Consider the following 17,391-nt stretch of genomic DNA (forward strand, 5'->3'; position numbering starts at 1 on the left):
CCGCAGCTGCGGGGCTAAATGTATATTCTTAGAGGTCTAGCTCAGCTTTTGTATTTGAGCCTTCTTCTTTAATAAAGTTAAGGCGCTCTTCTGGAGATTTACCCATCAGGCGTTTCACTGTGAGGGCGCTATCAGCCAGAGAGTCAATTGACACTTGTAGTAGGCGACGGTTGGTTTTATCCATTGTCGTCACTTTCAGTTGAGAGGCTGGCATTTCACCAAGACCCTTAAAGCGGTTTACTTCCACATTCTTTTTACCTTTAAAGGTTGTTTGCATGTGGCGCTCACGCTCAGCATCATCTAGGGCAAATACAGATGTCCCGCCGTAGCTCATCTTATAGAGAGGAGGGAGGGCAAGGTATAGGTTGCCGTTCAGAATCAGGTCTGGCATTTCTTGGTAGAAGAATGTCATAAGTAGCGTTGCAATGTGTGCGCCATCGACATCGGCATCGGTCATGATAATCACACGATCATAACGCAGGTGCTTCAAGTTAAAATCTTTACCTGTGCCACAGCCTAGTGCTTGTGTGAGGTCACGTACTTCACTGTTGGCCATAATCTTGTCGCGTGTTGCGCTGGCAACGTTCAAAATCTTACCACGGATCGGAAGGATTGCTTGTGTGTGGCGGTCACGTGCTTGCTTAGCTGTACCACCGGCACTGTCCCCCTCTACAATGAAGATTTCTGTATCAATGTTAGAGTTTGATGAACAGTCAGATAGCTTACCAGGCAGGCGCACTTTGCGGCTTACCGCAGTTTTACGCTTAACTTCTTGTTCTTTCTTGCGGCGCAGGCGCTCTTCAGCGCGCTCAAGAATGCGCTCTAGTAGAGAGTCAGCGCTTGTAAGGTCTCCGCTGAGCCATAGGTCAACTTGGTCTTTAAGAGCATTCTCAACCATGCGTGACGCAGATGGCGTTGTGAGCTTATCCTTAGTTTGACCTTGGAATTGAATATCAGGGATAAACACGCTGAGAAGAATCTGTGAACCAGACATAATATCGTCAGCGGTGATCTTATCACCTTTTTTGCTACGCAGTTCAGCGTAAGCACGAATCGATTTTGTAAGGGCTGCACGCATACCTGTTTCGTGCGTACCACCTTGCCCTGTTGGAATGGTGTTGGCGTAAGATGTCAGAGACGTCTCGCTGTTTAGTGGCCAAGCCATCGCCCATTCTACACGGCCAATTTCTTTTCCGTCTTCTTGAATGGCAATTGTGCCCGCAAATGGTGTTTCTGTGTAGCATGGCTTTTCAGCAATTTGCTCGCTGAGGAAGTCTGCAAGACCATTCGGGTAGTGGAATTTTTCTTCCTGCTTCTCTTCACCTGTCGCATCGCACCAGATGATGGTCACTGTACGTGTTAGGAAGGCTTTTGCGCGCACCATACGACGGATACGCTTGGCGCTAAAGTCTTCATGGCCAAAAATTTCTGTATCTGGAATAAAGGCAACTTGCGTTCCTTTACGGTTACGAATCTCACCAGCGTGCTCAAGTGGGCCTTGCGGAAGACCGCGACTGAAGCTTTGCTTGTAGAGCTGGCCATCACGAGCAACTTCTACTTCTACAAGAGAAGAGAGGGCGTTGACCACACTAATACCTACACCGTGCAAGCCACCAGAGGTACTGTACGCTTTGTTAGAGAACTTACCACCAGAGTGAAGCGTTGTAAGAATCACTTCTAGGGCTGATTTGTTTTTGTACTTCGGGTGTGGGTCTGTTGGAATACCACGACCGTTATCACGAATGATCAGTTTATTATCTTTTTCAAGAGTCACCCAAATTTTATCAGCATAACCAGCAACGGCTTCATCGACACTGTTATCTAGTACCTCAGCAATAAGGTGGTGCATCGCGTTAACATCGCTACCACCAATGTACATCCCTGGGCGTTTTCGAACGGGTTCGAGGCCTTCAAGGACTTCAATATCAGCTGCTGTATAGTTTTGTGTCTCTGTCATTGCTGCATCTGCCATTATTTGCGATCCACTCGTTGTGGTTTAAGGTTTTCATCAATTGCAACGTACGTTCCGCTGGCTGTTGCCGCAAGAATCTCTTCGTTATCATCAAAAATATTTGTACGCCAGATCTCCATAGTTACTTCCATAGAGGTACGGCCAACACTTGTCACTTTACCGTAGATGGTTACGCTGTCACTTGGCATGATCGGCTTTTTGAAAAGAACTTCGTTCATTTTCAGAAGAGCAACCTTACTGCTTGAGCGGCTGATGGCAACGACTGCACCAGCTTGGTCAATCCAAGAGAGGAGCTGTCCGCCAAAAAGCGTACCGTTATAGTTAAGCTCGTCAGGCATAACGAACTGTTTTAGGACTAAGTTGTCGGGGTGTTTAAGTGTTTCCATGCCAAAGAATATACGAGGAATTATAAGCCTTTGCAAGTAGAAAAGCCCCGTAAATTGGGGCTTTTCAAAGTTTTTTCGATCTTCTTAAATGTGGCCTTCTTCTTGGAAGAGGGTTAGAGTTTCAGGCAGCCATGGAGCAAATTTGTCCGGCTCTGCCAGAATTTCTTCAATTGTGAAGAAACCGACAGCGGTATTTTCTTCTTCCCTGTCAAAAGAAACATCTGCCAGGCGACAGGTTTTTTCATTCACCCACACGCGCCACAAATGGTGCATGTTGGTTTGGAATTCGGCAGCGTCGTCGTGGAGGCCAAAGAGGCTGTTGGGCTCTTGGTTGATGCGCACATGGGTGACATCTTTCATTTTGAGTTGCGCGGCCTTTTTTGCAAAAGCTTCTCCAAGCTCTTCTTTGTTTTCACGGAAGAGGGCATCAGCGGGAGAGGGTTCACCTCCTACGCGCCAATAACCGCCGGGAACGCCCCATAGACCGCCATGTAGTGCCATTGTATCAGCACGTTTAACCAGCATGATGCGGCCGGCTTTTTTCTTCTTGAGTCGAAGAAACGTTAGAATGGTACCAAGCAATCCTTGCTTTTGGGGGATGACAGGCAGCAGACCTGTACCTACCGTTGCGTAAGGGAACTCGCATGCAAAAGCCATATTAAGGCTCCTTATATCTTGAGAAACGGAAAAGTGAGAAGATAAGACTTCAGCCTTCATATGGGAAAATAGGAATGTTTTTCAAGAGTTGTATACGTATTTTGTGGTGTTTTATTATGGGGTATGCTAAAGACGAGGTATTATATATCTGATGAAACGTTTAACTGGAGAATCAAGCATGAAAGCTTATATCCCAAATGCTCTGTCTTTGTTCAGAATGTTTGCCTGGATTCCGATTATTGCCATACTGCTGGCAGGTTATCCTCTCTGGGCGCTAGTATGTTATGCCTGTGCCGCTATTACTGACTGGCTTGATGGCTATCTTGCACGCTTATGGAATGTCCAAAGTGAGTTTGGCCAAAAGGTTGATCAAGAAGCTGATAAGGTGCTTGTGTTAGCCCTTCTTATTTTTGCAAGCCTTTATACTGGCTACTATGGCGAAAGTCTGGTTGTGAGTTTTGGAATTGCTATTGTAACCACAATCTTTTTTGCAAGAGACTATCTTGTGAATTCGATGCGTGCTTGGCTCCGCTCTAAAGGGCTTCCTGCTTTAAATTCCACAGATATTGCTAAAAGGAAAACGGGCGTACAGATGTTCGCTTTAGGTTTCTGGCTGATGTCTTTGACGTGGGGGGGCGTTATGGTGCTCTTTTGGCTCTTAACTACTGTTGCCTTGGTTATGACGCTCTATACTCTTTGGGATTACCATTTGCAATATCGTAATGCACGTGCTGCATATGAAGCCAAATAAATCGATTGAAAGAAAGCCCCGCAACTGCGGGGCTTTTTTGTTATCTTGAGTAATACATTTGGAACTCAATTGGGTGAGGGGTGTGCTCTAGGGCTTCAACCTCAGCCATCTTGATATCAATGTAATGGTCAATCAGGTCATCATCAAATACGCCGTGCTCTTTTAGGAAGGCACGATCTTTATTCAATGCTTCAAGCGCTTCTCTTAGAGAGCCGCAAACCTGTGGGATACGTTTTGCTTTTGCTGGAGAGAGTTCATATAGGTCTTCCTCTCTAGCGTCGCCCGGGTGAATTTTATTCTTAATGCCGTCTAAGCCAGCCATAAGCATAGCTGCAAAGCAAAGGTACGGATTTGCCATTGGGTCTGGGAAGCGTGTTTCAATACGTTTCGCTTTTGCCGTGTTTGCTGCTGGGATACGAATAGACGCGCTACGGTTACGAGCAGCGTAAGCAAGCATAACAGGGGCTTCATATCCTGGAATAAGGCGCTTGTAACTGTTTGTTGCTGGGTTACTAAATGCATTGAGTGCGCGGGCATGCTTAATAATACCGCCAATATAGTATAGAGCCATCTCGCTGAGGTCGTCATAATCTTTACCTGCAAAGAGAGGAGACGTGCCTGTCCATAGAGACTGGTGCACATGCATACCGCTTCCATTATCTCCTGAGAGAGGCTTTGGCATAAACGTCGCTGTGAGGCCGTAAACGCCCGCCACTTGGTGAATCGCTGCTTTAAAGGTTTGCACATGGTCAGCAACCTTTTTAAGCGTTGCGCCTTCCATACCCACTTCACACTGTCCGCCTGATGCGACTTCAGCATGATGGAGTGTTGGGCTTAGGCCGCAAGCTTTTAGCTTCATAACCATTTCACTACGTACGTTTTGGAGTTTATCTTCTGGCCCTGCAATAAAGTAAGCGCCTTTGATATCAGGGGCGTGGCCACTAGATGGGGCTGCACGCTCTTCAGCTGAGCTCCAATGGCCTTTATCTGATTTAATCTCATAGAATGTATGTTCAGGTTTTGTGCTGTAGCGTGTTTCATTAAAGAGGAAGAACTCTAGCTCTGGACCAAAGAGCGCTTTTTCAGCGATACCAGATTTTGTGAGAGCTTCTTCAGCGCGCTCTGCAATACCACGTGGGCAGCGGTTGTAAGCTTCTTCAGTGGTCGGGTCATAAACATTACAGGCAATGATAGCTGTTTTATGAGCTGTAAAAGGTGAAATGTAGAGTGTTGTTACATCTGGCATAAGAACCATGTCACTCTTATTAATGGTACACCAGCCTTCTAAAGAGGATCCATCAAAGCCAACACCTTCTGTAAAGGTTTTCTCTGATACATTGTCCATATGGTATGTGATATGTCGGGAAATACCGTGTAGGTCAGTAAACTGGAAATCAACGAACTGAATGCTGTTTTCTTTAAGATGGTTAATTACGTCAGTAATTGTTTTCATTTATATGCTCTTATTTTTTGCTCTGTATGGCCTATGGCAACTAGCATAAATTTTTGAAAGGCTTTTTAAAAGCATAAATGTCAGTGAGATGTGTAGATATGAATTGTAGGGATCCCCATAAAAGAATTATGGGCGAGAGAAACTGTTCTGGTTTCTAGCGCTAAACTGCCAAAATGCTAAAAATAAGGAGTATGCCATGAGTCATAACCATGCAATTCAAACAGATAACAATGATGACTACACATACCGACGTCTGATGCAGGAGCATCGTAATCTGGATGAGAAAATTGAGTACATGAGGCATATTCCATCGACGGATACGAGTGAGCTAAAGCATCTTAAAATTATGAAGCTAAGGCTGGCAGACCAGATGGAACATCGACTTAAAGAGCTAGAAAACTAACCTTAAAGTAATAAATACCCGAAAAAGGCCGTGTACAGCGGCCTTTTTTATGGCATATTGGCATTCATCAAAAAGGGAGAGAGCCTATGTCAGAGCGTACGTTAACCATTACGGGTGGTCAGCCAATTAAAGGTGAGCTGACATGTTTTGGTGCCAAGAACTTTGCAACAAAAGCAATGGTTGCAACAACGCTTGGTGATTCTCCAAGCACGCTCACAAATGTGCCGCCAATTGGTGATGTAGATATTACGCGCGCACTTCTTGTTGGGGCAGGGGTCAACTGCTCTGAACACGCAGAAACAATGACATTTGATCCATCAGGCATGACGTCTTCTACGCTGACAATGCCGGATTCTCGTAACAACCGTATTCCAATCCTTCTCTTGCCAACGCTACTGCACCGTTTTGGTGAAGCACATATTCCAGCACTAGGTGGCTGTAAAATTGGTAACCGTAATGTGGATTATCACCTAGAATCAGCACGTAAGTTTGGTGCTAAAGTGTGGCAGGATGAAGAAGGCTACCACGCAAAAGCAGATGGCCGCCTAAAGGGAGCTCATATTAAACTGCCTTACCCAAGTGTTGGGGCGACTGAAACAACGCTTTTCCTAAGTGTACTTGCTGAAGGGACAAGTGTGATCTCTAACGCAGCAATTGAGCCAGAGATTGTAGAACTTGTGACAATGCTTCGTGCAATGGGTGCGATTATCTTCATGGAAGAAGGCCGTGAAATTCGGGTGGAAGGTGTAGAGAAGCTTTCTGGCACGCATATGCCAATTTTAGGTGACCGTATTGAGGTCGGCTCATGGGCAGCGCTTGCTTGTGCGGCTGATGGTGAGATTACCGTACATGGTATTCGTGCCAACACAATGAGCAACTTCTTGTCTTACTTTAGACAAGTAGGTGGTGGTTTTGATCTGATTGGCCCAGATTCAATTCGTTTTTACAGAGAGCGCCCGCTTACATCTATTACGCTTGAAACAGATGTGTTCCCTGGATTCTCAACTGACTGGCAGCAGCCATTTGCTGTCATGCTGACACAAGCTGAAGGGATTAGCGTGATTCATGAAACGGTTTATGAGAGCCGCTTTGGTTATACTGAAGCTCTCAAAGGGCTTGGTGCCGATGTGCAGCTGACAACACACTGCCTTGGTAAGCCTTGCCGTTTTGAAAATCATGATTACCCGCACAGCGCCCTGATTAAAGGTAAGGTCAACCTAAAAGCAACATCTGACCTTCTGGAAATTCCAGATTTGCGTGCTGGTCTTGCATATGTCATTGCTGCTGCAGTGGCAGAAGGCGATACAACGCTTACAAACATTGATATGCTAGAGCGCGGTTACGGCCCTGTACGTGAGCGCCTTGAAGCGATTGGTGTAAAAGCTGTTGAATCCACTCAAATGAAAAAGAGTGCGTAAGGTGCAGCTTAAAGCGTTAAAAGACCACGATATAGACTCTATTTGTACGTGTATTAAACATTATGGTAATCCGTCAGATCCAAAAATTTACTCTATAGGCGCTAACCAGTTTCTTAACAGAAAAGAATACCTTGCTCATATTGAGTCCTTAATCTGTAGAGAGTCTCAAACATGTTTTGTTCATTCTTTTTTTATTGAAGGGCTAAAATGTGGTGCTCAAGGGTTGTATTTGGCTGGTGCCACATCTTTATTGTGCGGGATTGAGGCTTTAATTAGAGTTGTTTTAAATGGTGCCCCAGAAAATATTGATCCCCTTCACGCATTTCATAGAGGTGCCCTGATTTCTTATCGTGCTTTGAAAAGGCTTAGGAATCATTATGGCGTTAATCTATCGTGCTTTGAATGGGAAGGTGAAAGCTTTGCTTCTAAAGATAAAGTTCCTCAAGATTTTGAGCTTTTGAGAATCAGGGATCAAATTTTACATGGCAATCTCTCTTCTATGTCGGAAGAGTTTGAAGCGGTTAAAACGCATTATTTTATTAATAAAGATGACGTTGAAGCGCTGTATTACCAGCTTATACGTATTGGAATTAAAGTACTTCTTGAATTGGGAAATGTATTAAAAAACCATCAAAATCAGAAGTTTTTGTCGGGCGGTTGAGAGTATTCTAATTCAAAAACTGTTGCATTCTTGTATAGGCAGGACTGTCTGATTTGTTAAGCCCGTTAATAAAGCCTACAAAAATGTCGCTTCCATCTGGCAGCATTTCTGGCTTAGGTAGAGTTGTAACGCCCATGTTTCCACCATCTTGCATCATAAGAATAGGGCGGTCTACGCGGCTGCTGAGCTTGCGTGCATCACGGCTGACTTGAATGGTTTTCTTCACAAATGATGGGAGGCGTGAAGGAACTGTCCAGCTCAGAAGGTGTGCTTCGGAGATGAGATCATGCCTTGCAAAAACTTTGGTCCAGAAGGTATGCCCAACTGACGGCCACTCTTTCATAAAGATCAAATTAAAGTGCGGCGTATAGATTGGGGCATGCAAATTGATATTGATGATGATAAGCGTTGGCGCATCAGCCTTTTGAGCAGGAACGAACGTGTAACCTACACCGTCCATGTCACCAAAAAAAGTGTTATTTTTCAATACGTCAGTGCTAACTTTAGCAAGTGAACTATAGAAATCTCTGCGATGCATTTTTAACGCTTTGTTTTATTTTTATTTTTCCTATTTTAGCCGATTTTTGGGCTTTGTACGAGCAAAAAGTACTGTTTACGAAGGAAGGCTTTGTAAACAAAAAGAAATACCTGTCAGGCAAATGTTGACAATGCTTGTACCTGCTACCATAATATATGTAGAGCTAAGTAGGCTCGATGGGGAAAAGAGAAGTCAGGAAGACGAATATGCTTGATATAACACAGAACGCAAGTGTTGCAAGCGCACAAGCAAGCAACACAAGACAGCAGCAGGCTAATCAGCCTGTTGAAAACGCATCCGCAAAGAATGGGTTTACACTCAGGACTATCCCAAGTGATAGTGGAAGTGTATTGACGAATATTGCTAAATCTCGCCGTTTGTCCCCAACGGAAAAATCAGGTCTTATTCGCCAGCTTGCTACATTTGATACAGTCAAAGCTGAAGGTATTGTACGTAAGAACGTTCTTTCTAACGTGCAACAAGTTGCCAGCTTTATGGAGCAAACATCAAAAGTTTCTTACAAACCGACACCAATTGATCAAGCTGTTAAGCAGTTTGAACGTGCACAGCAGGCCGCGCAACAGCAGCCACAACAAACAAGAACTGTGGAGCGTGTCGAGCAGAATATTGAAAACATTGTACAGCAAAGCCGTGGGGTAAGCGTACAAGAGGCGATTCAGACACAAACAAGACAGAATGCAAATGTACGTGATTCTGTTGAAGTAAATGTGAATCGTCAGCAAAACGTTCCAGAAATTCCAAGTCAAGGACGTGCTGAAGCACAACCTGTAGAACTAAATCTTCCGGGGCAGGCGTCAGAAGTGTCATTGGCACTACCGGGCTCTGCGAGCAGTGAAGAAATTCCTCTACCAGGCCAGGCTGATATTGAAGCTCTTGAGTTTGCGCTGCCAGGTGGCGGTGAAACAGCTGAAGTGGATCTGCCAGGTCAAGGTGCTGCTGAGGATATTCCAGTTCAAGCTGCACCGGGCCTTGCTGCTGAAGAGATTCCTGTAGAGGAGATTCCTGTGGAAGAGGTGGCTGCGGCAGTTGAAGTTGATCTGCCGGGAGCTGACGATGCTTCAGAACTTTCGGAGGGCGCTGTAGAAGCGGCGCGCGTACAAACTTTCGTATAGAGGTGTAACGCATCTTAAAGAGAGCCTTTTTGGCTCTCTTTTTTATGGAAAATATGTTTTAATAGGCGGATAAAAATAATAACAGTCAAAGGCCTCAGCATTTTGAAGAAAAAGATTGTCCTTGCCAGCGACCACGCTGCCTCTGATTTTATTCAGGATATTTCTGCGCACCTAAAAGCTTCTGGTTATGAAACAGAAGTGATTGTAGGGGAGAGCGCATTTAGTTATTCAGAAGCGGCTGATAAGGTAGTTGAGCGTGTTTTAGCAGATGAAAATGTACTCGGTGTGGCATGTTGCGGCACTGGTGTTGGTATTAGCATGCGCGTGAATCGTCATAAAGGCATTCGCGGTACACTGATTCATGATGCCTTTACAGCTGAGATGGCCGCACTTCATAGCAATGCCAATGTGGTGTGCATGGGATCACGTGTCATTACATCTACAAAAGCTTGCGCGCTGTTAGATATTGTTTTAAATACGCCGTTTGAGGGAGGAAGACATATTCCGCGCCTTGAACAACTTGATGCACCAACAGGGGAGAAATAGGTATGAGTCTATATACAAGCCCACTTAGTAAAGTGGACCCAGATGTCTTTAGCGCAATTGAAGATGAGTATGAGCGCCAACACTCGCAAATCGAGTTGATTGCCTCAGAAAACATGACATCCCTTGCTGTAATGCAGGCACAAGGTGGCGTGATGACGAATAAATACGCCGAAGGCTACCCAGATAAGCGTTACTACGGTGGCTGTGAATATGTGGACGTTGCTGAAAAGCTGGCAATTGAGCGTATTACGGAGCTGTTTGGTTGTAAGTACGCCAATGTGCAACCACACAGCGGCTCTCAAGCCAACCAAGCGGTATTTAGTGCTGTGATGAAACCGGGAGATTGCTTCCTTGGAATGCGTCTGGACCATGGTGGCCACCTGACGCACGGCTCAAAAGTGAACCAGTCGGGTAAATGGTTTGATGCCCATAGCTACGGCCTTGGTGACGATGAGCTTATTGATTACGACGCGCTGGAAAAAATGGCGCTTGAGCACAAGCCAAAAGTGATTATTGCTGGCGGAAGTGCTTATTCTCGTACAATTGACTTTAAGCGCTTCCGTGAAGTGTGTGACAAGGTTGGGGCTGTTCTTATGGTGGATATGGCACACTTTGCTGGCCTTGTTGCTGCAGGTGAGCACCCAAGCCCGTTCCCATACGCAGATGTTGTAACGTCAACAACGCATAAAACATTACGCGGTCCACGTGGCGGTATTGTGCTGACAAATGACGAAGAGCTTGCCAAAAAGATTAACAGTGCAGTATTCCCGGGTCTTCAAGGTGGTCCACTTATGCATGTCATCTCTGCAAAGGCTGTTGCATTTAAAGAGGCGTTGGAGCCTTCATTTAAAGCGTACGGTAAGCAGGTTGTTGCAAATGCAAAGGCCATGGCAGAAGTTCTTGAAAAAGAAGGGCTTCGTATTGTAACTGGCGGTACAGATACGCATCTTATTCTTGTTGATTTACGCCCAATGGGTGTAACAGGGAAGGCGGCTGAAGCGGCGCTTGAGCGTGCAGGCCTGACGTGTAACAAGAACTCAATTCCATTTGATACAGAAAGCCCGTTTGTGACAAGCGGTATTCGTCTTGGCTCTCCAGCCGGCACAACGCGCGGCTTTAAGGAAAAAGAGTTTGAAATGATTGGCCACTGGATTGGTGATGTGCTTAGGGGATTAAAGCAACACGAGGATGGTGATAAAGAGCTTGAAAACCGTATACGTTTTGAGGTAAAAGAGCTTTGTGATAGATTTCCAATTTATGGAAAACCGCTTTCATAAACCATTATTGGGGCAATTTTTTGCATTTTTGCCGCCGCTTAAGTCTTAAAGTAGACTCTACGGACACCAAAAAGGCAAAAACTTATCCCCAAACCAGCAAAGATTGCTTTTAATGATGTATGAATAGGTTTTCGCGCTGAATTAATTTTTAAGAATAAAAACGGAATAAGAACAAATGAAGTGCCCATTTTGCGGAAGCGAGGCCACGCAGGTTAAAGATTCTCGCCCTTCTGAAGACGGAAAAGTGATTCGTCGTCGTAGGGAGTGTAATGACTGTAACCGCCGCTTTACGACCTTTGAGCGCTTTGAAGTTCAACAGGTTATTGTGGTGAAGCGTGATGACCGCCGTGAGCTCTTTGATAGAGACAAGCTGGTACATAGCTTGATGATGGCTCTTAGAAAACGCCCTGTAGACCGTGAGCAAGTTTACCGTCTGGTGGGTGAAATTGAGCAGGACTTTATTGAAGAAGGTAAAAGTGAAGTGACATCCCGTGATATTGGGGATGCGGTGCTTCCAAAGCTAAAAGAGTTGGACTTTGTTGGCTTTGTGCGGTATGCCTCTGTGTATAACTCGTTCAATAATGAACAAGATTTTAGAAAGATTATGCTTAATGAGTCATGAGACGATGGATCCAGTTCTTGCTGCACTTGAAGGAAGTGTGCATGGCGAGACGTCTGCTAAAGACGATCAGTTTCCACCAATTTACACGCCTTTAACAAAGGATACACGTACTGAAGCACGCCTTTGCGCCATTCAGGCTCTATTCCAAGTGTTCCTAATGGAGAAAAGTAGTGCAGAAGTGCTACGTGAATTTGTGAACTTCCGTATTAAGAAGCAAAATGCTGATAAGAAGCTCTTTAGCGTGCTTTTTGAAGATGCAAACGCCAACCTTGAGCGTTACGTGGCGTTGCTTGCAGCTCACCTAACAGAAGGCTGGAGCATGGACCGTATTGGAAACGTGCAAAAAGCAATTCTTGTGTGTGGTCTTGCAGAACTGTCTTCTCAAGTTGCGACGCCTGTAAAAGCGATTCTTGAGCAGTACGTGACAATTGCTGCGAGCTACGTGGAAGAAGATGAGCATAAGTTTATTGCCGCTGTATTGAACACGGCTGCGCGTAAAATTCGTCCAGAAGAATTTGATGGCGAAGAAGCAAAAGCTTAAATAGCCTTATGGAATTAAAAAAGCGAGCCATGGGCTCGCTTTTTAGTATGTTGCTTCTTACATAGAGAAAGCTTGGCTTGCAGCAAACCAGAGATCAACCATGTTGGCATCAGAGTGGTTATTCCAGCGAAGAATGCCTTCATTTTCAGGTGTGCCTTCAGTGCCGCCATCAAAAATTCTATCTAACTCTATAGCAGTGTTCTCAGAGAAAGGCTGAAGTCTGATCCAGTAGTTGCATGACGTGATGACAGTGCAAGATGAAGAGGTGCTATCTGTTGGAGATTTGACAAATGTCATAACTGCTCCTGGGGCGTTGAGTAAACTTCCTGCGTCTTGATGGTCTAGGTAAGGGCCATTCCATAGACCGCGGAAAGAGGCTTGAATAACACTATCATCGAAAAGGGCTGTGACTTCATTTGCTCCATTAGGAGTTGTTACTGTGCTTGAAAGGTCTTCTTTTAGGTCGTATTGGTAACCATCAATGGCAAGGCCATATTGTCTTAACTCTTCACTCATAGCTCTTGCGCGCGCAGTAAAATTACTTGAAAAGTAGTAACTACCAGCAAGTACTGATATTGCACCCATAATGGCAAGGGCAATTCTGGCGTCTAGGCCAAACATGGCACCTTTTTGCTGGAAGAGTATTTTGTGTAAAGACATGAAAAGGATCTTTCTTATAAGCCAACAGAGCCGTTATTATTATCAAGTGCACGCTCAGTGAGGTACCACAAGTTTACAACGCCAGCAGTTCCTGAGTCGTTCCACTGTAAACGGCCTTCATCTTCTGGGGTTGTTTCCGCAGTTCCATCAATTTTTTCATTTAAAATTTCAAGGAGCCTTTCTGGGAGATTGCTGATACGTACCCAGTAATAGCAAGGAGCTGCATTGCTACACACTACTGCATTGTTGACGCCTGTTCCATTTGCATGTTTCATAATATTTGTAAATGTTACGCCTGCAACATTGTTTTGTGATCTGTAAAGGCGTGCGCCAGGCTGGATAAACTCATCAATATATGGGCCGTGCCAATCATTTTGATAGGCAGCGCTCAGCTCGGTATCATCAAAGAGCACGTCTACAGCGTTTTGGTGTCTGGCTGCAAGGCTATCAAGTGAAGCATACAGATCGTTTTCAAAATCACTTTGCATAACTTTAATGGCTTCATGCAAAGCTTTGAGCTCACCATGAAGAACAGTTGCTTGTGCATCAATTCTATTAAAGATAATACTTGCTCCTGCAATAACGCTGAGAGAAGCAAAAATAACAAGGGAGATACGCCCATCCATTCCAAACATGGCGCCTTTTTGGCTTAAGAAAAGTTTGGTTAAGGCTTTCATCTCTATCTCCTGGTGTTTTTAGTTGTTGGGGCGCTCAAGTACACGGTAGTATAGAGTAACAGGGTCTGAGCTAGAGCTATCAGCACGGACTTTTCCTTCTTCATGAGGTGTGCCTTCAGGGGCTGTTCCAAACGATTCATCTACAGCTTCATTTATCATGAGCCATACACCTAAAGGTACATCTGTAAGGGTCAACCATGCGTGACATTCTGTTGAGCTTGTGCAAGCGCTCATACTGCTATCTGATTGGCCGTAAGTCATAGAAAATTCGCCATAGCTTACGTGTTCGTTCGTGTAATCTCTGTATTTGTAGTAAGGGCCACCCCAGCGTTTTCTGAACCCAGGAGCGACTTCTGATTGATCCCAAAGAGCCGTTACATCACGTGTGCCATCAGAACCGCCATTTAAAGTGAACATAATAAATGTACCCATATCAGCTTGGTAAGAGAGGAACGCTTCTTCGTAGTTATTGAGTTCTCGGAGTAGGGCGCCGTCTCTTGCAACTTGAATACGGCCAATGCTGTAATAACCTGCAATAACACTAATAGCTGCCATAATCCCAAGGCTGAGCCTTGTATCAATACCAAACATGGCACCTTTTTGGTTAAAACGTTTGAACATGGTTTATAGGTTTCCTAGGCCAACAGTATTGCTGAGCTGCTCAATAAGGCCTAGAGATTGACCTTGAGTTTCAGTAATTTCACTGTTTGGCGTTAGCTCACGTGTATCTTCTAAAGTACGTTCTACGACGTTCTTAAGCGTACCGTCTTCGGTAAATGTAAGCTTAAGTGTTTGTCTGTCTAGCATTTGGTTCTTTTTAAATGCTCCCTCTAATCTTGCGCTCGATGTGTAGATCCAAGTATTCTTGTCAAATGGATCAACGGTTGATGGGCTTCCGAGTAATTGGAGCACATCATCTTTTCTATGAACGCCTTCCTTCAAATAACTTATGCGTTCCTGCGTTAGAATTTGTCCGTGAGTATGTTTCGTTGTTGTGCAACCTGACACGAGAATCAGGCTGAGAAAAACTGCAAAAGTGCTTGTGTTTTTGAGGAGCATTATCCATTATTCCTTGTTACTTGCTTGGGGTGAGTTTACCTCCCCTTTCAGGAAAAGACAATTCATAAGCAGTGCTACAAGCACAAGAAAAAGGAAAAACGCATGGTTCTTACCTATTTTAGACGTTTGAAGGTTAGAAAATACGCCGCTGAGGCTGATTTTGTCTGTAATGGTATCTTAACGCTTTCTGGGAAAACTTTCCCTTGGGCGTATAGTGAAGAATTTTCTGATAAACAGCGCCATCAGGCCCGTTTTGAGGCGATTTCCTTTGTTGCGATTAGCTTTATGACTGCTTTTAAAGAGCAAGCAGGCCTCTGCCAAGCTGTGCATGATAAGCTGTTTGACCGCTTTGACATGGCGCTAAGAGAGCAGGGCGTGGGTGATATTGCGATGAGCCACCGTATGAAGAAATATGCTGCTGCATTTGCTGGTCGTTTAAACCGTTATACAGAGCTGTTAACAGCGGGTGATATTGAGGCGCTGACTGAATCTGTAACAAAAAACGCAGGCTATGAGGCGGAGAAGTCAAAAGAAGTTTCTGAAACAATGCAGGCTTGGGTGAAAGAATGGTCAGGAATGACATCTGCACGTGACTGGGCTGCTGGATATATCAAACAGGAAAAAATGGCATCATGAAGGATTACAGAGCAACTTTTTCAAAGAACCCTCTTGCTTTTGATATCGATATTGAAGGTCTTAAAAGTGGTTTGTATCACGTTGAAGGTGAGGCGGATGAGGCTTCTATTCAGGCATTGAACAAACGTATTGAGAATGCCATGGTACAAGGTCTAAAAGCTGACCTTGATATGAAAAAGAGTTCTAGCCATGTTGATGTGCAGGGCACTATTAAGTTGAAGATGAAATATTTGTGCTCAGTAACAGGGAAGCCTTTTAAAAGAGCTGAAACTGTTGAGGTGAAAGATGCCATGGCCATTGATGTAGCTGCTGAAGGTGAAAAAGTCGATGATGTTCTGACTGATACCTTTGATGTGGGTGAGTTTGTAAGCCAGCAAGTACTTTTGAGCATTGATGAGTTTGCAGTGCATCCTGATGTACAACGCAGTGAAGGCAATACCGTTTATGCAGATCCGTTAAGTCCTGAAGAGCTTGCAGAAAAGGAAGGTAAAACGAATCCTTTTCAAGTTTTAGAACAGCTTAAGACGAAAAATGGTGAAAATTCTTAAATAAACACTTGCAAAATAGGCCCCGCTATCGTATATAAGCAGGACTTAAATAGATTTTTGCCGGAATTCCGGCCCAAATGAAGGACAATTAAAATGGCAGTTCCAAAGAAGAAAATTTCGCAATCTCGTCGTGGCATGCGTCGCTCACAGGATGCTTTGAAAGGTACAACTTACCAAGAGTGCCCGGATACTGGTGCCCTTAAGCGTCCTCACCACATTTGCCTTGAGACTGGTTACTACAAAGGTAAAAAAGTGATCAAAACTAAATCAGACGTAGTTCTGTAAGTTTAGCGATTTCAAAAAATGAGGCGTCTTGACGCCTCATTTTTCTTTCTGCATAGTACATTTCTAACAAGTAATGAAAAGTGAGTCTTATGACTGAATCTGTAAGAATTATTGCAACAGGCGCATGCCTCCCAGAAAAAACACTAACAAACGATCAGATCGCTGAGTTTGTCGATACGTCGCATCAGTGGATTGTGGAGCGTACGGGTATCCATAGCCGTCATCTAGTCGGTGAGAATGAAACTGTGAAGGATATTGCAGTTGGCGCTGCAAGAGATGTGCTTAAGAATGCAGGCCTTACAGGCGCTGATATTGACGCGGTATTTGTGGCAACATGTGCACCAAACAATGGTTTCCCATCTGTGGCATCTCATGTGCAGACTGAGTTAGGTATCCACGGCCCAGGTATGGATATTGCGGCAGCTTGTGGTGGGTTCATCTACACAGCCTTTACGGCAGAGCGCTGGGCGCTTCATCAGAAGTGGAACAAAGTACTTGTGATTGGTGCAGAAACACTGAGCAGCTACATCAACTGGGAAAACCGCGGTACATGTGTGCTCTTTGGTGATGGGGCCGGTGCTGTGATCCTTGAGCGCCAAGCTGGAAGTGCGAAAGATTCACGCGGTTTTATTGATTTCCATATTGGTGGCACAGGAACAGATAAAGAGCTTCTTTACGGGAATAACGTAGATGGTGCTGAAATGAACGGCCGTGAAGTCTTTAAGCATGCGGTACGTGAAATGCAGAACAGTTGCGATACGCTTTTAAGTCGTAATCACTATGATACAAGTGAGGTGAGTTTTGTTGTCGCGCACCAAGCCAACCAGCGTATTATTGACGCAATTGGTAAGCAAATGAGCCTGCCTACAGAGAAGATGATTTCAACGATTGCAACGCACGCAAATACGTCGGCGGCCTCAATTCCATTGGCTTTACATACGAGCAATGAGAAAGGTCTCTTTAAGAATGGTGACCTTATTTTGAGTGCTGCATTTGGTGCTGGTTTTACGTGGGGTGGGGCGCTTTTCCGCTGGTAACCTATGGTTGAGCTTGTTGCTGTCAAGATGTTTTTTGCGAAAAATTTTATCCCGAAAGCTTGACTGAGCCTTGAAAAGCTGAGAATTTACTTTTCAACAGAAAAGTTTTACAATAAAATTAATTCATTAAA

General features: G+C 44.6%; 22 protein-coding genes. 13 read left to right on the plus strand and 9 right to left on the minus strand.

All coding sequences use genetic code 11. From position 1 onward, the window contains the following. Nucleotides 1-28: 28 nt before the first annotated feature. The 3 genes from parE to VX730_00885 all read right to left on the minus strand — a co-directional run bounded on the left by parE (nt 29) and on the right by VX730_00885 (nt 3,015). Nucleotides 29-1,972, minus strand: a complete 1,944-nt coding sequence (gene parE / locus VX730_00875; GenBank protein MEC9290933.1) for a DNA topoisomerase IV subunit B — start codon at nt 1,970-1,972, stop codon at nt 29-31. Continuing rightward, complete coding sequence (locus tag VX730_00880) at nt 1,972-2,358, minus strand: hotdog domain-containing protein (protein MEC9290934.1); 387 nt, start codon at nt 2,356-2,358, stop codon at nt 1,972-1,974. The genes parE and VX730_00880 overlap by 1 nt, the downstream gene beginning before the upstream one ends. Nucleotides 2,359-2,442: 84 nt before the next feature. Further along, entirely contained in the window at nt 2,443-3,015 is a 573-nt protein-coding gene (locus VX730_00885; GenBank protein ID MEC9290935.1) for an NUDIX hydrolase, read from the minus strand. Nucleotides 3,016-3,166: 151 nt separating this feature from the next. On the opposite strand from VX730_00885, the gene VX730_00890 reads away from it, so the two are divergent. After that, a complete protein-coding gene (locus VX730_00890; GenBank protein ID MEC9290936.1) occupies nt 3,167-3,766 on the plus strand; it encodes a CDP-alcohol phosphatidyltransferase family protein in 600 nt (199 codons plus the stop codon). 40 nt (nt 3,767-3,806) lie between these two features. On the opposite strand, the gene glnA is transcribed toward VX730_00890, so the two are convergent. Beyond that, on the minus strand, nt 3,807-5,219 hold the full coding sequence (gene glnA / locus VX730_00895; GenBank protein ID MEC9290937.1) for a type I glutamate--ammonia ligase: 1,413 nt from the start codon (nt 5,217-5,219) through the stop codon (nt 3,807-3,809). 196 nt (nt 5,220-5,415) lie between these two features. Between glnA and VX730_00900 the strand changes: the two genes are divergently transcribed. From VX730_00900 to VX730_00910, 3 genes are all read left to right on the plus strand, one after another. Then, the gene (locus VX730_00900; GenBank protein MEC9290938.1) at nt 5,416-5,622 is read left to right on the plus strand and encodes a YdcH family protein; all 207 of its coding nucleotides are present in this window, start codon (nt 5,416-5,418) and stop codon (nt 5,620-5,622) included. An 86-nt stretch (nt 5,623-5,708) separates the two neighbouring features. Next, nucleotides 5,709-7,040, plus strand: a complete 1,332-nt coding sequence (murA, locus tag VX730_00905) for a UDP-N-acetylglucosamine 1-carboxyvinyltransferase (GenBank protein MEC9290939.1) — start codon at nt 5,709-5,711, stop codon at nt 7,038-7,040. Nucleotide 7,041: 1 nt separating this feature from the next. Then, nucleotides 7,042-7,701, plus strand: a complete 660-nt coding sequence (locus VX730_00910) for a hypothetical protein (protein ID MEC9290940.1) — start codon at nt 7,042-7,044, stop codon at nt 7,699-7,701. 7 nt (nt 7,702-7,708) lie between these two features. On the opposite strand, the gene VX730_00915 is transcribed toward VX730_00910, so the two are convergent. Then, a complete protein-coding gene (locus VX730_00915) occupies nt 7,709-8,239 on the minus strand; it encodes a hypothetical protein (protein MEC9290941.1) in 531 nt (176 codons plus the stop codon). Between the two features lie 206 nt (nt 8,240-8,445). On the opposite strand from VX730_00915, the gene VX730_00920 reads away from it, so the two are divergent. The 5 genes from VX730_00920 to nusB all read left to right on the plus strand — a co-directional run bounded on the left by VX730_00920 (nt 8,446) and on the right by nusB (nt 12,358). Beyond that, nucleotides 8,446-9,372 (plus strand): hypothetical protein, encoded by a 927-nt coding sequence (locus tag VX730_00920; protein MEC9290942.1) that lies wholly within the window; start codon nt 8,446-8,448, stop codon nt 9,370-9,372. Between the two features lie 102 nt (nt 9,373-9,474). Then, nucleotides 9,475-9,918, plus strand: a complete 444-nt coding sequence (locus VX730_00925; protein ID MEC9290943.1) for an RpiB/LacA/LacB family sugar-phosphate isomerase — start codon at nt 9,475-9,477, stop codon at nt 9,916-9,918. A 2-nt stretch (nt 9,919-9,920) separates the two neighbouring features. Continuing rightward, nucleotides 9,921-11,195: a serine hydroxymethyltransferase gene (glyA, locus tag VX730_00930; protein ID MEC9290944.1), complete on the plus strand. Its 1,275-nt coding sequence runs from the start codon at nt 9,921-9,923 to the stop codon at nt 11,193-11,195. A 175-nt stretch (nt 11,196-11,370) separates the two neighbouring features. Further along, nucleotides 11,371-11,817, plus strand: coding sequence for a transcriptional regulator NrdR (gene nrdR / locus VX730_00935; protein MEC9290945.1), 447 nt, complete (start codon nt 11,371-11,373; stop codon nt 11,815-11,817). After that, nucleotides 11,807-12,358 (plus strand): transcription antitermination factor NusB, encoded by a 552-nt coding sequence (gene nusB / locus VX730_00940; GenBank protein ID MEC9290946.1) that lies wholly within the window; start codon nt 11,807-11,809, stop codon nt 12,356-12,358. The genes nrdR and nusB overlap by 11 nt, the downstream gene beginning before the upstream one ends. Before the next feature lie 57 nt (nt 12,359-12,415). Here the strand turns inward: nusB and VX730_00945 are convergent, their stop codons facing one another. Genes VX730_00945 through bamE form a run of 4 tightly spaced genes read right to left on the minus strand, consistent with a single transcriptional unit; the run spans nt 12,416 to nt 14,754 of the window. Further along, entirely contained in the window at nt 12,416-13,018 is a 603-nt protein-coding gene (locus tag VX730_00945) for a hypothetical protein (protein MEC9290947.1), read from the minus strand. A gap of 14 nt (nt 13,019-13,032) precedes the next feature. Next, nucleotides 13,033-13,695 (minus strand): hypothetical protein, encoded by a 663-nt coding sequence (locus VX730_00950; protein ID MEC9290948.1) that lies wholly within the window; start codon nt 13,693-13,695, stop codon nt 13,033-13,035. Between the two features lie 18 nt (nt 13,696-13,713). Next, nucleotides 13,714-14,316, minus strand: a complete 603-nt coding sequence (locus VX730_00955; protein ID MEC9290949.1) for a hypothetical protein — start codon at nt 14,314-14,316, stop codon at nt 13,714-13,716. Nucleotides 14,317-14,319: 3 nt separating this feature from the next. Beyond that, entirely contained in the window at nt 14,320-14,754 is a 435-nt protein-coding gene (gene bamE, locus VX730_00960) for an outer membrane protein assembly factor BamE (protein ID MEC9290950.1), read from the minus strand. Nucleotides 14,755-14,856: 102 nt separating this feature from the next. Between bamE and VX730_00965 the strand changes: the two genes are divergently transcribed. From VX730_00965 to VX730_00980, 4 genes are all read left to right on the plus strand, one after another. After that, nucleotides 14,857-15,390, plus strand: coding sequence for a ubiquinol-cytochrome C chaperone family protein (locus tag VX730_00965; protein ID MEC9290951.1), 534 nt, complete (start codon nt 14,857-14,859; stop codon nt 15,388-15,390). Beyond that, on the plus strand, nt 15,387-15,938 hold the full coding sequence (locus VX730_00970) for a YceD family protein (GenBank protein MEC9290952.1): 552 nt from the start codon (nt 15,387-15,389) through the stop codon (nt 15,936-15,938). The genes VX730_00965 and VX730_00970 overlap by 4 nt, the downstream gene beginning before the upstream one ends. Before the next feature lie 93 nt (nt 15,939-16,031). Next, nucleotides 16,032-16,223 carry a 50S ribosomal protein L32 gene (gene rpmF, locus VX730_00975; protein ID MEC9290953.1) on the plus strand — a complete coding sequence of 64 codons (192 nt, stop codon included), beginning with the start codon at nt 16,032-16,034 and terminating at the stop codon, nt 16,221-16,223. Between the two features lie 89 nt (nt 16,224-16,312). Then, the gene (locus VX730_00980) at nt 16,313-17,260 is read left to right on the plus strand and encodes a beta-ketoacyl-ACP synthase III (GenBank protein MEC9290954.1); all 948 of its coding nucleotides are present in this window, start codon (nt 16,313-16,315) and stop codon (nt 17,258-17,260) included. The last annotated feature ends 131 nt before the right edge of the window (nt 17,261-17,391 follow it).

This window comes from Pseudomonadota bacterium (assembly GCA_036141575.1).
Taxonomy (GTDB): domain Bacteria; phylum Pseudomonadota; class Alphaproteobacteria; order UBA2136; family JAPKEQ01; genus JAPKEQ01.

What these genes read in the sequence shown, in the direction of transcription:
- VX730_00955 (MEC9290949.1), bottom strand. Translation starts at nt 14,316, where the DNA reads ATGTTCAAACGTTTTAACCAAAAAGGTGCCATGTTTGGTATTGATACA.
- VX730_00890 (MEC9290936.1), top strand. Translation starts at nt 3,167, where the DNA reads ATGAAACGTTTAACTGGAGAATCAAGCATGAAAGCTTATATCCCAAAT.
- VX730_00945 (MEC9290947.1), bottom strand. Translation starts at nt 13,018, where the DNA reads ATGTCTTTACACAAAATACTCTTCCAGCAAAAAGGTGCCATGTTTGGC.
- parE (MEC9290933.1), bottom strand. Translation starts at nt 1,972, where the DNA reads ATGGCAGATGCAGCAATGACAGAGACACAAAACTATACAGCAGCTGAT.
- glyA (MEC9290944.1), top strand. Translation starts at nt 9,921, where the DNA reads ATGAGTCTATATACAAGCCCACTTAGTAAAGTGGACCCAGATGTCTTT.
- VX730_00970 (MEC9290952.1), top strand. Translation starts at nt 15,387, where the DNA reads ATGAAGGATTACAGAGCAACTTTTTCAAAGAACCCTCTTGCTTTTGAT.
- nrdR (MEC9290945.1), top strand. Translation starts at nt 11,371, where the DNA reads ATGAAGTGCCCATTTTGCGGAAGCGAGGCCACGCAGGTTAAAGATTCT.
- murA (MEC9290939.1), top strand. Translation starts at nt 5,709, where the DNA reads ATGTCAGAGCGTACGTTAACCATTACGGGTGGTCAGCCAATTAAAGGT.
- VX730_00965 (MEC9290951.1), top strand. Translation starts at nt 14,857, where the DNA reads ATGGTTCTTACCTATTTTAGACGTTTGAAGGTTAGAAAATACGCCGCT.
- VX730_00950 (MEC9290948.1), bottom strand. Translation starts at nt 13,695, where the DNA reads ATGAAAGCCTTAACCAAACTTTTCTTAAGCCAAAAAGGCGCCATGTTT.
- VX730_00880 (MEC9290934.1), bottom strand. Translation starts at nt 2,358, where the DNA reads ATGGAAACACTTAAACACCCCGACAACTTAGTCCTAAAACAGTTCGTT.
- VX730_00920 (MEC9290942.1), top strand. Translation starts at nt 8,446, where the DNA reads ATGCTTGATATAACACAGAACGCAAGTGTTGCAAGCGCACAAGCAAGC.
- VX730_00885 (MEC9290935.1), bottom strand. Translation starts at nt 3,015, where the DNA reads ATGGCTTTTGCATGCGAGTTCCCTTACGCAACGGTAGGTACAGGTCTG.
- VX730_00900 (MEC9290938.1), top strand. Translation starts at nt 5,416, where the DNA reads ATGAGTCATAACCATGCAATTCAAACAGATAACAATGATGACTACACA.
- VX730_00915 (MEC9290941.1), bottom strand. Translation starts at nt 8,239, where the DNA reads ATGCATCGCAGAGATTTCTATAGTTCACTTGCTAAAGTTAGCACTGAC.
- rpmF (MEC9290953.1), top strand. Translation starts at nt 16,032, where the DNA reads ATGGCAGTTCCAAAGAAGAAAATTTCGCAATCTCGTCGTGGCATGCGT.
- VX730_00980 (MEC9290954.1), top strand. Translation starts at nt 16,313, where the DNA reads ATGACTGAATCTGTAAGAATTATTGCAACAGGCGCATGCCTCCCAGAA.
- bamE (MEC9290950.1), bottom strand. Translation starts at nt 14,754, where the DNA reads ATGCTCCTCAAAAACACAAGCACTTTTGCAGTTTTTCTCAGCCTGATT.
- nusB (MEC9290946.1), top strand. Translation starts at nt 11,807, where the DNA reads ATGAGTCATGAGACGATGGATCCAGTTCTTGCTGCACTTGAAGGAAGT.
- glnA (MEC9290937.1), bottom strand. Translation starts at nt 5,219, where the DNA reads ATGAAAACAATTACTGACGTAATTAACCATCTTAAAGAAAACAGCATT.